The following is a 12,329-nucleotide window of genomic DNA, read 5'->3' as shown; positions in this document are numbered from 1 at the left end:
AAATCCTATCTGCTCCAACACCAAACTCACGGTAGCGCTTTGAACGGTAAACTATTCACCATGCGCCGGACGCACTACTGCGGCAACGTCAACACGTCGAACATCAACGAGCAGGTAGTCCTGGAGGGCTGGGTCAACCGACGACGCGACCTAGGCGGCCTGATCTTCATCGACCTGCGCGACCGGGAGGGTCTCGTGCAGGTAGTGGTCCAGCCGGAGAGCCCGGCTTACGCCCAGGCTAACCGGGTGCGCTCGGAGTGGGTGGTGCGGGTCACGGGTATCGTGCGGGCCCGGCCCGCCGAGCAGGTGAACGCCAAGATCGCCTCCGGCGAGGTGGAGGTAGTAGCGGAGGGGCTCGAGGTGCTGGCCGAGGCCAGAACCCCCCCCTTCCCCATCGACGCGGGCTGGCGGGGCGAGCAGGACCAGGTCGTTTCCGAGGAAATCCGCATGCGCCACCGGGTGGTGGACCTGCGCCGCCGCACTCTGCAGCGCAACCTGCGCTTGCGGCACAAGGTAGTGGCGGCGATCTACCGATTCCTCGACCAGGAGGGCTTTATCAGCGTGGAAACCCCCTTCCTGACGCGTTCCACACCCGAGGGGGCCCGGGACTTCCTGGTGCCCAGCCGTCTGCAGCCAGGGCAGTTCTACGCCCTGCCCCAGTCGCCCCAGCTCTTCAAGCAGATGTTGATGGTGGCGGGCTTTGACCGCTATTTCCAGATCGCCCGCTGCTTCCGCGACGAGGACCTGCGGGCCGACCGCCAGCCCGACTTCACCCAGCTCGACCTAGAGATGTCCTTCGTGGAGCAAGACGACATCCTCGAGCTCAACGAGCGCCTGGCGGCTTATGTGTTCAAGGAAACACTGGGGCTCGAGCTCCCCATCCCCTTCCCCCGCATGAGCTATGCCCAGGCCATGAACTGTTACGGCTCGGATAAACCCGACCTGCGCTTCGGGCTGGAGCTAGCCGACGTGAGCGAGCTGTTCAGAGGCGGGGAGTTCCGCGCCTTCGCCGACGCGGAGGTGGTCAAGGCGCTGGTAGCCCCTGCCCTGCTCTCCCGCCGGGAGATCGAAGAACTCGAGGCCATCGCCAAAGGCAAGGGGGCAGCGGGGCTGGCCTGGAGCCGCTACGAGGGTGGGGCCTTCAGCGGCGGGATCGCCAGGTTTATCCCGGAGGGGCTGAAGGAGCGGGTGCGGCTGGAGGAGGGCCAGACGGTGCTTTTCGTGGCGGGGCCCTGGCGCAAGAGCGTGGAGAGCCTGGGGGCGGTGCGGCTGGAGCTGGGCAAGCGCCTGGGGCTCATCGGCGAGGGTTTCAGGTTCTTGTGGGTGGTGGACTTCCCCCTGCTGGAGTGGGACGAGGAGGGCGGGCGCTGGACTTACATGCACCACCCCTTCACCTCGCCCAACCTCGAGGACCTCGAGCTGCTCGAGCGCGACCCCGGCCGGGTGCGGGCCTACGCCTACGACCTGGTGATGAACGGCGCGGAGGTAGGCGGGGGCTCGATCCGCATCCACCGGCGCGAGCTGCAGGAGCGGATGTTCGCCCTGCTGGGCATCGGGCCCGAAGAGGCGCAGGAGAAATTCGGCTTCCTGCTCGAGGCCCTCTCCTACGGAGCCCCACCCCACGGTGGCATCGCCTGGGGGTTGGACCGCTGGGTGGCCAACATGGCGGGAGAGGACTCCATCCGCGAGGTCATCGCCTTCCCCAAGAACAAGGAGGGCCGCGACCCGCTGACCGAGGCCCCCAGCCCGGTGTCCGAGGCTCAGCTCGCCGAGTTGGGCATCGCCCTGAGGACCCCCAATGGCTAGATCCGGTCTCCCCTATCTGCTGGTGGACGCCTTCGCCGAAACGCCAGGGGCCGGCAACCGCATCGCCCTGGTGCTCGACGCTCGGGGCATGAGCGCGGCGCAGATGCGCCAGGTGGCCCTCAGGCTGGACCAGCCCCAGGTGGCCTTCGTCACCGACTGGGAGGGGATGAGCTTCGAAGTGCGCTACTACACGCCTTCGGGCGAGGTGGAGTTCGCCGGTCACGCCGCGGTGGCGCTGGCTTTGACCCTCGTCCGCGAAGGCCGCCTGCCCGAGGGCAGCAAGAAGCTCTACCTGCGGGCGGTCTCCGAGACGCTGCCGGTGGAGATCGTCTACGAAAATGGCGAACCGGCCAAGGCGGTGGTGCGGGGACCGGCTCCCCGCTTTCGCGATCCTCCCCTGTGGCGCCAGGTCCAGGAGTTCACCGAGGCCCTGGGTGCCAACGAGCGCTACCTACACCGGGGGCTGCCCTACGGAGTGGCCTTCACCGGGCTGTGGTCGCTGTTTTTGCCCTTCGTGGCACCGGGGCTGCTCGACGACCTCGAGCCCGACATGGAGCGCCTGAGCGAGCTATGCGCGGCGCTGGAGGTCGCGACGGTCCACACCTATGCCCCCCTGGGGCCGCGCAGCTTCTACGCCCGCGACTTCGCCCCCTTGCTGGGCATCCCTGAAGACCCGGTGACCGGCTCAGCCAACGCCGCGCTGGGGGCCTTGTTGGCCAGGGCCGGGGTGGTGCCGCGCTGGGAGGGAGAGGTCAAGCTCACCATCCTGCAAGGACACAGGCTGGGGGTACCCGGTCAGGTCGAAGTGCGGGTGGAGTACGCCCCCAGCGGCGAATTGCAACGGGTTTTCTTCGGCGGGAGGGCGGTGCTGGCGGAGTCGGGGATTCTGGAAATCTGACTTGGAGGAACTCGAGATGATCAGGCTGGTACTCATCGACGTCGACGGCACGCTCTACGGGCCGGGCGGCGTGCCCGAATGTGCCTGGGAGGCCACGCAGAAGGCCAGGGCCGCGGGCATTCACCTGGCGCTTTGCACCGGGCGGCCCGGACGGGGGTTTGCCCTGGAGTACGCCCGACGCATCGACCCCGAGGGCCTGCACATCTTCGAGTCGGGAGCGGTGGTGGTGGGGGGGAACGGGCAGGTGGTCAAATCCAGCCCTCTCTCCCTGGAGGCTTACCGTGAGTTGCTGGCGCTGAGCCGGAAATACGCCATCCCCTTCGAGGTGTACACCGCCGACGGTGGCTTCTTCATCGAGCGAAGCCACCCCGACCTCGAGGCCCACCAGCGGATGCTGGGCTTCATGGCGGAGGTCGCCCCGCTGGACCAGCCGCCTGGCGAGGTGATCCGGGTGCAGTACGTCACGCCCCTGGAAGGGCAATGGCAGGAGGTGCGCAGCCAGGTGCAGCGCATCGAGGGAGCCGAGCTCCACGAGGCCACCAGCCCCGGCGTGCCGGGGATCGGCTTCAACTCGGTGACGGCTGCCGGGGTGTCCAAGCTCAGCGCCGCCCGCTGGGTGGCCGAGCGCTACGGCCTGGGGCTGGAGCGGTGCGCGATGGTGGGGGACGGGGAGAACGACCTCGAGCTGATCCTGGCCGCGGGGCTGGGCATCGCCATGGGCAACGCCCCACAGTCGGTGAAGGAGCGCTCGAAGCGGGTGGTGGGTCGGGTGGAGGAGTGTGGCCTAGCCCAGGCGCTGGAGTGGGCAGCCTCCGCCTCTGAGGGCCAGGCATGATCCGCCTGATCGGCGTCGACCTGGACTGGACCTTCGTCCACCCGAGCCAGGGGGTTCCCCCCTCGGCTTGGCAGGCGGTGGAGGAAGCCAGGGCGGCGGAAGTGCGCCTGGCAGTGGTCACGGGGCGACCTTTCGGGGGCTACGGCCTGGAGTACGCCCTCAGGATGGAGCCCCAGGGTTACCATGCCTTCAGCAACGGCAGCCTCATCGCCCAGGGAGCGACGCTGGTCCACAGCGTGGCCATGCCCCCCTCGACCTACCGCCGCATGGTGCTGCACTCGCGGGAGCAGGATTTGCCCTTCTACGTCTCGGGGGCCTCGGGACGGCTTTACAGCGAAAACCCGCCCAGGGAGCTGCACCGCTTCGCCGAGCGCATGGGGGTGAGCTACCGGCACATCGACCTGCTGGAGCTGGCCGAGCCCTGCGTGGGCGGGGTCTTCGTCCTCGACGGGCGGCTTTGGAGCGGCCTGCGCGAGTCGATCACGGCGGTGGAGGGCCTGGATTGGCTGGAGTACCTGGTGGGTGAGGGCGAGGTGGTGGCGGTGGCCGATCCCAAGGGCATCTCCAAGGCCAGCGCCCTGCGCTGGATGGCCGAGCGCTACGGCCTGGCGATGGAGGAGGTGGCGATGATCGGAGATAGCCTCAACGACCTCGAGGCCATAAAACAGGTGGGGCTGGGCATCGCCATGGGCAACGCCGAGGAGCCCGTTCGCGAGGCCGCCAGCGCGGTGGTGTCCGACCTCGAGGAGGGCGGCTTCGCCCAGGCGGTTAGACTGTGCTTAGCGAGGAGGTAAGCCATGCCTGCGATGTGGGCTGAGATCCAACAGCTCATCAACCGCTTCCCCGGCAAGGTGGGCATCTGGCTGGAGAACCTGCACAGCCACGAGCACTACGCCCACAACCCCGACTGGAGGGTGCTGGCGGCCAGCACCATCAAGCTGCCCATGCTGTGCTACGCCCTGAGCACCGGGGTCGACCTGCGCAAGCGCCTGGAGGTCAAGCCGGAGACCGTGGCCGGGGGCTCGGGGGTGCTCAAGGAACTCTCGCCGGGGCTCTCCTTGCCCCTGCTCGACCTGCTCACGCTGATGATCGTCGTCAGCGACAACACCGCCACCAACGTGGTACTGGACTACTTCGGACACAAGGAGCCCTTCAACGCCTACTACCGGGCTCAGGGCTGGCGCAACACCTACAGCGCGGGGATGCTCTCCCTGCCCGACGAGCGCCCCGACCCCCGGCGCGTCAAGGGGGAGGCCTCCACGGTGAGCGCCGAGGACCTGGGCCTGCTGCTCAAGCGGTTGTGGCACGGCGAGTTGCTCTCACCGGAGGCCACCCAGACCGCGCTTTCGATCCTCTCGAGGCAGCAGATGACCTTCTTCCTGCGCTACTTGCCCGCCGACCTCGACGACCTCGAGGAGGGCAAAGCCCCCTTCAAGCTCTACTCCAAGTCGGGTGAAATCCGCCAATGCCGCCACGACGCGGGAATCCTGGCCAAAGACAACCTGGCCTACTCGCTGGTGGTGCTCACCGAGACCGAGCTCGACCCCCGCTTCCACCCCGACCACCCGGCAGTGCTGCTCATCGGCAAGATCGCCTCGGTGCTCTACCAGCACCGCCTGAGCTAAGCTCCTCGAGCCCTCGCCCTTGCGGGTGAAGCCTGCTCGACTATAGACAGAAACCTCAACCTATAGTAGATTCATTCGCAGAAGCCACAAGATGTGGTTTCTGGGCTTGGAAACAGGGGAAGTGCGGTGCGAATCCGCCACTGTCGCGCAACGGTGATGTGGCCCAGTCCACGAGTCCGGTCGCCTGCCCAAGTCCTAATCCCTCGCCCCCGCGTCAGGGGCGGAAAGGATGGTAAAGGTGAAACTCCCCTACAACATAAGCAGCGCATAGGGCGACCCGCTGTGAAAAGGGCGTTTAGCGTCTTGCGTTTGGCGTATTGCGTACGACGTAGGACGTAAGACTTTCTTGTGTTTGATCATCGACAAACCCGAGGTGACCCTTGCTCATTGTCTATGCTTCTAAAACCGGCAATGTCGAGCGCTTCGTGCGCAAGCTGCCCGCGCCCCGGCTGCTGCGAATCTGCACGGGTGAGGAGGAAGTCAGCGAGCCCTGCGTGCTCCTGACCTACACCACCGGGCTGGGCCAAGTGCCGCCCGAGGTAGAGCGCTTCGCCCGGCGCAACCAAACCCACATCCGCGCGGTGGCAGCCAGCGGCAACCGCAACTGGGGTTCCAACTACGCCAAAGCCGCCGACCGCCTGGCGGCCTCGTTCGGCTTCAAGGTGATCCACAAATTCGAGCTTTCAGGCCGGACGGAGGATGTTACGCGCTTCTGGGAAGGGGTGAGGGCGCTTGCGCTACCTCGAGCTTAACAGCGAGGTCCTGCAAAAGAAGGATGGGTTTTTCCAGCTCGAGCGCGACCGGGAGGCGGTGCGGGAGTTCGAGGCCGAGGTCGCTGGCAGGCTGCGGACCTTCCGCACCCCCGTCGAGCGGATGCGGGCACTGGTCGCAGAAGGCTACTACGAGAACTTCCTCGAGCGCTACAGCGAGGAAGCCATTGCCGAACTCTCCGGCTTGGCCTATGGCTACGGCTTCGAGTTCCAGTCCTTCATGGCCATCTCCAAGTTCTACAAGGACTATGCCCTCAAGTCCGACGACAAGAAGCACTACCTCGAGCGCTACGAGGACCGGGTGCTGGCGGTGGCCCTGCACCTGGCCCAGGGCGATGTGGAAAAGGCCCGCGCCTACGTGCGGGCGATGATGGAGGGGCGCTACCAACCCGCCACCCCCACCTTCCTCAATGCGGGCCGGGCCCGGCGCGGAGAGTTGGTCTCGTGCTTCTTGCTCGAGCTCGACGACAGCCTCAACTCCATCGGCTTCAACCTCAACACCGCCATGCAGCTCTCCAAGATCGGCGGGGGGGTGGCACTCAACCTCTCCAAGCTGCGGGGCCGAGGCGAGCCCATCAAGGGCATCGAGCACGCGGCCAAGGGCGTGGTCCCGGTGATGAAGCTGCTGGAGGACGCTTTCAACTACGCCGACCAGATGGGCCAGCGCAAGGGCGCGGGGGCGGTGTACCTCAACATCTTCCACTGGGACGTGGAGGAGTTTCTCGACACCAAGAAGATCAACGCCGACGAAAAGAGCCGCATCCAGACCCTCTCGCTGGGCCTGATCGTGCCGAGCAAGTTCTTCGAGCTCGCCCAGGCGGGCCGGGAGTTCTACGTCTTCGGGCCCTACTCGGTCTACAAGGCCTTCGGGCAGCACCTCGACGACATGGACCTCGACCGGATGTACGAGCAGCTCGTAACCCATCCTGAGGTACGGAAAAGGCCCCTCGAGGCCCGCCAGATGCTCATGCGCATCGCCCAAACTCAGTTCGAGTCGGGTTATCCCTACATCGTCTACCGCTCCAACGCCAATGCAGCCAACCCGCTGAAGGGCATCGGGCAGATCAAGATGTCCAACCTCTGCACCGAGATCTTCCAGCTTCAGAGCACTTCGGTCATTGGCGACTACGGCCAGCCCGACCTCATCGGCTACGACATCTGCTGCAACTTAGGCTCACTCAACATCGCCAGCGTGATGGAGCGCAAGAACCTCCAGGAGAGCGTGCACACCGCAATGGACGCCCTCACCGCCGTGAGCGACCTCTTCCGCATCCCCAACGCGCCGGGAGTGCAGCGGGCCAACGAGGACTTTCACTCGGTGGGGCTGGGGGCCATGAACCTGCACGGCTACCTGGCCAAGAACCACATCCCCTACGAGTCGGAGGAGGCTCGAGACTTCGTGCGGACCTTCTTCATGGCGCTGAACTACCACTCCCTCGAGCGCTCCATGCTCATCGCCCGCCAGAAGGGGCGCACCTTCGCGCAGTTCGAGAAGTCGGACTACGCCAACGGGGTCTACTTCGAGCGCTACGAGCACACCGACTACCGCCCTCGCACCCAGGTCGTGCGCAAGCTCTTCGAGGGCATCGCCATCCCCACCCCCGACGACTGGAGCCGCCTGAAGGCCGAGGTCATGCAGCACGGCCTGTACCACTCCTACCGCCTGGCCCTCGCGCCCACGCAGAGCATCAGCTACCTCCAAAACGCCACCCCTTCGGTCATGCCCGTCGTCGAGCCCATCGAGACGCGCACCTACGGCAACGCCACCACCTACTACCCCATGCCCTACCTGTCGGCGGAAACGCTGTGGTTTTACAAATCGGCGTACGCGATGGACATGTACAAGCTCATCGACCTCGTCGCCGAGATGCAGCAGCACGTGGACCAGGGCATCAGCACCGTCTTGTACGTGACCAGCCAGACCAGCACCCGCGAGCTGGCGAGGCTGTACATCTACGCCTGGAAGAAAGGCCTCAAGAGCCTGTACTACACCCGCACCAAGAACCTCAGCGTCGAGGAGTGCCTGGCTTGTGCGGTGTGATTGATCGCCAGAGGAGACTCGAGTGCGAAACAAGCCTTCCAAACCCCAACCCCTCTTCGAGGCCGTCAACTGGAACCGGCCCGATGACGCCTATACCAAGATGTTCTGGGACCAGAACGTGCGGCAGTTCTGGGTGGACGAAGAGATCCCCCTGGCCGACGACAAGCTGCCCTGGATGACCCTTCGAGCCGAGGAGAAGCGGGTCTACGAGCACGTGCTGGGGGCCTTGACCCTGCTGGACACCGAGCAGGGCAGCGTGGGCATGCCCCTGCTCTCCCAGCACATGGAGAGTGCTCAGGTCAGGGCGGTGATGGGCTTCATGGGGGCCATGGAGCACATGCACGCCAAGAGCTACAGCAGCATCTTCTCGACACTGTGCACCTCGACCCGCATCGAGGAGATCTTCGAGTGGGTGCGGCACAACCGCCTCCTGCAGGAGAAGCTGGCCCTTGTGCACGAGCACTACTGCAACATCTGGGGTCAGAAGAGCCTTTACCTCGCCCTGTGCACCAGCGTGTTCCTGGAGTCCTACCTGTTCTACTCGGGCTTCTTCTACCCACTGTTCCTGGCCGGGCAGGGCAAGCTGGTGAACTCGGGGGAGATCATCAACCTGATCATCCGCGACGAGTCCATCCACGGGGTCTACGTGGGACTGCTGGCCCAGCAGGTCTTCGAGCGTTTTAGCCACCGGGCCCAGCTCGAAGTACGCCAGGAGGCCCTGGGCATCCTCGAGCGGCTCGAGCGGCTCGAGGCGCGCTACACCGCCGAGCTGTACGCCCCCATCGGGCTGGAGGAGCAGGTGACGCGCTTTTGCCGCTACAACGCCGACAAGGCCCTGATGAACCTGGGTCTGGAGCCATATTTCGGCGTGGGCGAGGAGCAGGTCAACCCGGTGGTGCTGGGCGGCTTGCGCACCGAGACCAAGAACCACGACTTCTTCTCCACCAAGGGCAACGGCTACGTCAAGGCCATCCGGGTCGAGCCCCTGCGTGACGAGGACTTCGTATTTTGAGGAGTGGGCGTGAAGCTTTCCTCCCCTTCAAATCAGGCACCCGATAGGGTCACCCGCGCCGTGCACCTGGTGCTGCCGGGTGACTCCAACCACTACGGCAACCTCTTCGGCGGCACCGCCATGGCCTGGATGGACGAGGCGGCCTTCGTGGCCGCGACCCGCCACGCCAGGAGCAAGGTGGTCACCGTTCACGCCGATGCCCTCGACTTCCGCCACCCCGTCCCCCAGGGCTCGATCGTGGAGCTGGCAGCCTGGGTGAGCTCCACCGGGCGCACCTCGATGCGGCTGGAGGTGGAGATGTGGGTCGAGCCCATGGACAAGGAAGAGCGCGTGCTGGCCTGCCGGGCCGGGTTCGTGATGGTGGCCGTGGGCCCCGACGGCAAGCCCGTCCCGGTGCCGCCGCTCGAGGAGGGGCACCCGCGTCAGCCCAAGAGGGACCGGGCACCTGGTCAATCTGGAAGCCCCAGAGGTGTTTAAGCGGATGGAGATACGCCTTCGCCCCGATTCAAGAACCTCCTCGTGGCCCGGCCTTCCTCTCATCCCTTGATGACGATGAGCGGCTCGAGCCGGGCCACCTTCCGGGAAAGTCCGGCTGCGTGGGCTGCGTCCACCACCGCCGAGACGTCCTTGTAGGCCCCGGGCGCTTCCTCGGCCACGCCTCGAGGTGAGGGGCTGCGCACGATGATGCCGCGCTCACCCAATTGCCTCACCAGCTCGCGCCCGTGCCACTGCTTGAGGGCCTGATGGCGGGAGAGCGCCCGTCCGGCCCCGTGACACGACGAACTGAAGGACTTAGCCTCGCTCTCCGAGGTGCCCACCAGGATGTAAGAGGCCGTACCCATCGTCCCGCCGATCAGCACCGGCTGGCCGGTGATCTTGAACACTTCAGGAAGGGCCGGATGCCCGGGGCCGAGGGCCCGCGTGGCCCCCTTGCGGTGGACGTAGAGCCTGCGGGGTTGGCCGTCTACCTCGTGCTCCTCGAGCTTGGCGGTGTTGTGCGAGACGTCGTAGAGGAGCCGCAGGTCGGCCTGCGGGATCAGGTAGGCGAAGGCCTCGCGGGCCAGGTGGGTGAGGATCTGCCGGTTGGCCAGGGCGCAGTTGATGGCCGCGCGCATGGCCCCCAGGTAGGCCTGGCCTTCCTCGGAGAGGATCGGCGCGCAGGCCAGCTCCCGGTCGGGGAGGCGGATGCCGTAGCGGCTGGCGGCCTCGAGCATCCGCTTCATATAGTCGGAGGCCACCTGGTGCCCCAGGCCCCTCGAGCCCGAGTGGATGCTCACCACCACGTCCCCCACCGCGAGGCCGAACGCTGCGGCCACCTCCGCGTCGAAGACCTCGGTGACGTGCTGGACCTCGAGGTAGTGGTTCCCCGAGCCCAGCGTGCCCATCTCGTCCTGCTGGCGCTTCTTGGCCTCGGGCGAGACCAGGTCGGGGCGGGCTCCTTCCATCCGTCCGTGCTCTTCGACGTGCTCGAGGTCTTCCCGTGTGCCGAAGCCCTGCTTCACCGCCCACTCGGCCCCGCCCAGAAGCATCTCGTCTATCTCGGCGGGTTTGAGGTGTACCTTGCCGGTGCTGCCCACCCCCGCCGGAACGTGGCGGAAGAGCCCGTTGGCCAGGTCGTCCTTTAGGGGTTCGATCTCTTCGCGCTTCAAGCCGGTGTGCAGGGTGCGCACCCCGCAGGAGATATCGAACCCCACGCCCCCCGCTGAGATCACCCCGCCCTGCTCGGGGTCGAACGCCGCTACCCCGCCGATGGGAAAGCCATAGCCCCAGTGGGCATCCGGCATGGCATAGGAGGCCCGCACGATCCCTGGCAGGCTCGCCACGTTGGCAACCTGCTCCAGGACTTTCTCGTCCATCTCGGCTATCAGGGCTTCGCTAGCATAGAGCACTCCCGGCACCAACATCGCACCGGTGGGCTCGAGCCACCACTCGTACGCCGATTTTTGCGTGAGTTGGGTTGCAAGCATCCCCCACCACCCCACTTCACACGTCCACCACGCACTGGGCCAACCACACCCCGCTGGGGTCGAAGGCCACCTCGAGCTCGCTGTAGGTCGCACCCTTGACCTCCACCGCCGGCTGGTGCCGGGCCACGTCCACCGGCTCCCCCCAGGCCGTGGCCCGCAGGCTGTAGCTGCCCCCCGGAGGCTCGGCTTCCGCAGGTTGCAGCTGCACCACGAAACGGCTGAAGAGCATCCTGCGGGTGGACATCTCGTACACCAGCCGGTTCAGCCACTCCACCAGCAGCAGCTCGAGATCCCTTGCCTCGCAGGTGACCTCCACCGCCTGGAGGGGCCGCACCTTATCTGGATCGGTGATGACCGCTGTAAGCGCTAAGGCGGTCTGCTCGAAGGCCTCCGCCAAGGTAGCACCCCTCCCCCGCACCCCGATGTCAGCCTGGTGGTGAAAGTGCTCCCAGCGGGCCAAGGCCGCGCCCATAACGACCTCCTCAGAGCGTCGTGCGCCCTTACCTTACCCCCTCCCCGGTCACTTTTCCACAAGACGAATGCCCCTGCTCGAGGCCCGCCCCCAGCACCTCACGCAGCACGCCGAGTTGCAGGAGCGATGGCGCGCCCAACTCTCCCTACCACGTCATAGACGCCCCGCCTCGATGATCTTGCTCAAGAAGGCGCGGGTGCGCTCTTGCTGGGGATCGCCGAAGATCTGCTCGGGGGGGCCCTCCTCGTGAACGACGCCCTGGTAGAGGAAGCAGACCTTGCTGGCGACCTCGCGGGCGAAGCTCATCTCGTGGGTAGCCAGCAGCATGGTCATGCCTTCGGCGGCCAGCTCCCGCAGCAGGTTCAGCACCTCCGAGACCAGCTCAGGGTCCAGGGCCGAGGTGATCTCGTCGAGGAGCAAAAGCTGGGGGTCCATGGCCAGTGCCCGCGCGATGGCCACGCGCTGCTGCTGCCCGCCGGAGAGCTGGTCGGGGTAGGCCTTGGCCTTGGCCTCGAGCCCGATGCGCCTCAGGAGTTCCATGGCCCTGGCCTCGGCTTCGGCGCGAGGTATCCCCAGCACCTGGATGGGAGCTAGGGTGACGTTTTGCAGTACGGTCATGTGGGGGAAGAGGTTGAAGCTCTGGAAGACAATCCCCACCTTGCGCCGCAGGCGGTCGAGGTCCACGCCGGGGCCGGTGATGCGGTCGCCCTCGAGCCGAATCTCCCCGCCGCTGATGGCCTCGAGGCCGTTGATGCAGCGCAGCAGGGTGCTCTTACCGCAGCCCGAGGCTCCGATCAGGCACACCACCTGGTGCTGCTCGACTTTGAGGTTGATGCCCTTGAGCACCTCGAGTTCGCCATAGCGCTTGTGTACGTCGCGAATTTCCAGAAAGCTCATGTGTTT

The 12,329-nt window shown here is 66.1% G+C and carries 12 protein-coding genes and 1 riboswitch; of the genes, 9 read left to right on the top strand and 3 right to left on the bottom strand.

From position 1 onward, the window contains the following. Positions 1 to 60: 60 nt before the first annotated feature. The 9 genes from aspS to Mrose_RS03925 all read left to right on the top strand — a co-directional run bounded on the left by aspS (position 61) and on the right by Mrose_RS03925 (position 9,464). The gene (aspS, locus tag Mrose_RS03965) at positions 61 to 1,806 is read left to right on the top strand and encodes an aspartate--tRNA ligase (protein ID WP_119276132.1); all 1,746 of its coding nucleotides are present in this window, start codon (positions 61 to 63) and stop codon (positions 1,804 to 1,806) included. Next, the gene (locus Mrose_RS03960) at positions 1,799 to 2,704 is read left to right on the top strand and encodes a PhzF family phenazine biosynthesis protein (RefSeq protein WP_119276131.1); all 906 of its coding nucleotides are present in this window, start codon (positions 1,799 to 1,801) and stop codon (positions 2,702 to 2,704) included. The genes aspS and Mrose_RS03960 overlap by 8 nt, the downstream gene beginning before the upstream one ends. 16 nt (positions 2,705 to 2,720) lie before the next feature. Next, positions 2,721 to 3,539, top strand: a complete 819-nt coding sequence (locus Mrose_RS03955; RefSeq protein ID WP_119276151.1) for a Cof-type HAD-IIB family hydrolase — start codon at positions 2,721 to 2,723, stop codon at positions 3,537 to 3,539. Then, positions 3,536 to 4,333 carry an HAD family hydrolase gene (locus tag Mrose_RS03950; RefSeq protein WP_119276130.1) on the top strand — a complete coding sequence of 266 codons (798 nt, stop codon included), beginning with the start codon at positions 3,536 to 3,538 and terminating at the stop codon, positions 4,331 to 4,333. Before Mrose_RS03955 ends, Mrose_RS03950 begins: the two co-directional genes overlap by 4 nt. Positions 4,334 to 4,336: 3 nt before the next feature. Then, positions 4,337 to 5,164 carry a serine hydrolase gene (locus Mrose_RS03945; protein WP_245969537.1) on the top strand — a complete coding sequence of 276 codons (828 nt, stop codon included), beginning with the start codon at positions 4,337 to 4,339 and terminating at the stop codon, positions 5,162 to 5,164. An 89-nt stretch (positions 5,165 to 5,253) separates the two neighbouring features. Then, a riboswitch (adenosylcobalamin (AdoCbl) riboswitch) is annotated at positions 5,254 to 5,396 on the top strand. Positions 5,397 to 5,544: 148 nt separating this feature from the next. Beyond that, positions 5,545 to 5,916, top strand: coding sequence for a class Ib ribonucleoside-diphosphate reductase assembly flavoprotein NrdI (nrdI, locus tag Mrose_RS03940; protein ID WP_119276128.1), 372 nt, complete (start codon positions 5,545 to 5,547; stop codon positions 5,914 to 5,916). Further along, positions 5,897 to 7,975: a class 1b ribonucleoside-diphosphate reductase subunit alpha gene (nrdE, locus tag Mrose_RS03935; protein WP_119276127.1), complete on the top strand. Its 2,079-nt coding sequence runs from the start codon at positions 5,897 to 5,899 to the stop codon at positions 7,973 to 7,975. Before nrdI ends, nrdE begins: the two co-directional genes overlap by 20 nt. A gap of 22 nt (positions 7,976 to 7,997) precedes the next feature. Further along, the gene (nrdF, locus tag Mrose_RS03930) at positions 7,998 to 8,987 is read left to right on the top strand and encodes a class 1b ribonucleoside-diphosphate reductase subunit beta (RefSeq protein ID WP_119276126.1); all 990 of its coding nucleotides are present in this window, start codon (positions 7,998 to 8,000) and stop codon (positions 8,985 to 8,987) included. A gap of 9 nt (positions 8,988 to 8,996) precedes the next feature. After that, positions 8,997 to 9,464, top strand: a complete 468-nt coding sequence (locus Mrose_RS03925) for an acyl-CoA thioesterase (protein WP_119276125.1) — start codon at positions 8,997 to 8,999, stop codon at positions 9,462 to 9,464. A gap of 59 nt (positions 9,465 to 9,523) precedes the next feature. Here the strand turns inward: Mrose_RS03925 and Mrose_RS03920 are convergent, their stop codons facing one another. The 3 genes from Mrose_RS03920 to Mrose_RS03910 form a co-directional block, all read right to left on the bottom strand. After that, positions 9,524 to 10,954, bottom strand: coding sequence for an RtcB family protein (locus Mrose_RS03920; protein WP_119276124.1), 1,431 nt, complete (start codon positions 10,952 to 10,954; stop codon positions 9,524 to 9,526). A gap of 16 nt (positions 10,955 to 10,970) precedes the next feature. Beyond that, on the bottom strand, positions 10,971 to 11,426 hold the full coding sequence (locus tag Mrose_RS03915; RefSeq protein WP_119276123.1) for an archease: 456 nt from the start codon (positions 11,424 to 11,426) through the stop codon (positions 10,971 to 10,973). A 153-nt stretch (positions 11,427 to 11,579) separates the two neighbouring features. Then, on the bottom strand, positions 11,580 to 12,323 hold the full coding sequence (locus Mrose_RS03910; RefSeq protein WP_119276122.1) for an amino acid ABC transporter ATP-binding protein: 744 nt from the start codon (positions 12,321 to 12,323) through the stop codon (positions 11,580 to 11,582). Positions 12,324 to 12,329: the final 6 nt, after the last annotated feature.

It is taken from the genome of Calidithermus roseus, from assembly GCF_003574095.1.
GTDB classification, from domain to species: domain Bacteria; phylum Deinococcota; class Deinococci; order Deinococcales; family Thermaceae; genus Calidithermus; species Calidithermus roseus.
Note: the sequence above shows the minus strand (reverse complement) of the source record. Positions and strands in the feature narration are given on the sequence as shown.

Coding starts and splice junctions, on each gene's coding strand:
- aspS (WP_119276132.1), top strand. CDS start 61: ATGCGCCGGACGCACTACTGCGGCAACGTCAACACGTCGAACATCAAC.
- Mrose_RS03960 (WP_119276131.1), top strand. CDS start 1,799: ATGGCTAGATCCGGTCTCCCCTATCTGCTGGTGGACGCCTTCGCCGAA.
- Mrose_RS03955 (WP_119276151.1), top strand. CDS start 2,721: ATGATCAGGCTGGTACTCATCGACGTCGACGGCACGCTCTACGGGCCG.
- Mrose_RS03950 (WP_119276130.1), top strand. CDS start 3,536: ATGATCCGCCTGATCGGCGTCGACCTGGACTGGACCTTCGTCCACCCG.
- Mrose_RS03945 (WP_245969537.1), top strand. CDS start 4,337: ATGCCTGCGATGTGGGCTGAGATCCAACAGCTCATCAACCGCTTCCCC.
- Mrose_RS03920 (WP_119276124.1), bottom strand. CDS start 10,954: ATGCTTGCAACCCAACTCACGCAAAAATCGGCGTACGAGTGGTGGCTC.
- Mrose_RS03915 (WP_119276123.1), bottom strand. CDS start 11,426: ATGGGCGCGGCCTTGGCCCGCTGGGAGCACTTTCACCACCAGGCTGAC.
- Mrose_RS03910 (WP_119276122.1), bottom strand. CDS start 12,323: ATGAGCTTTCTGGAAATTCGCGACGTACACAAGCGCTATGGCGAACTC.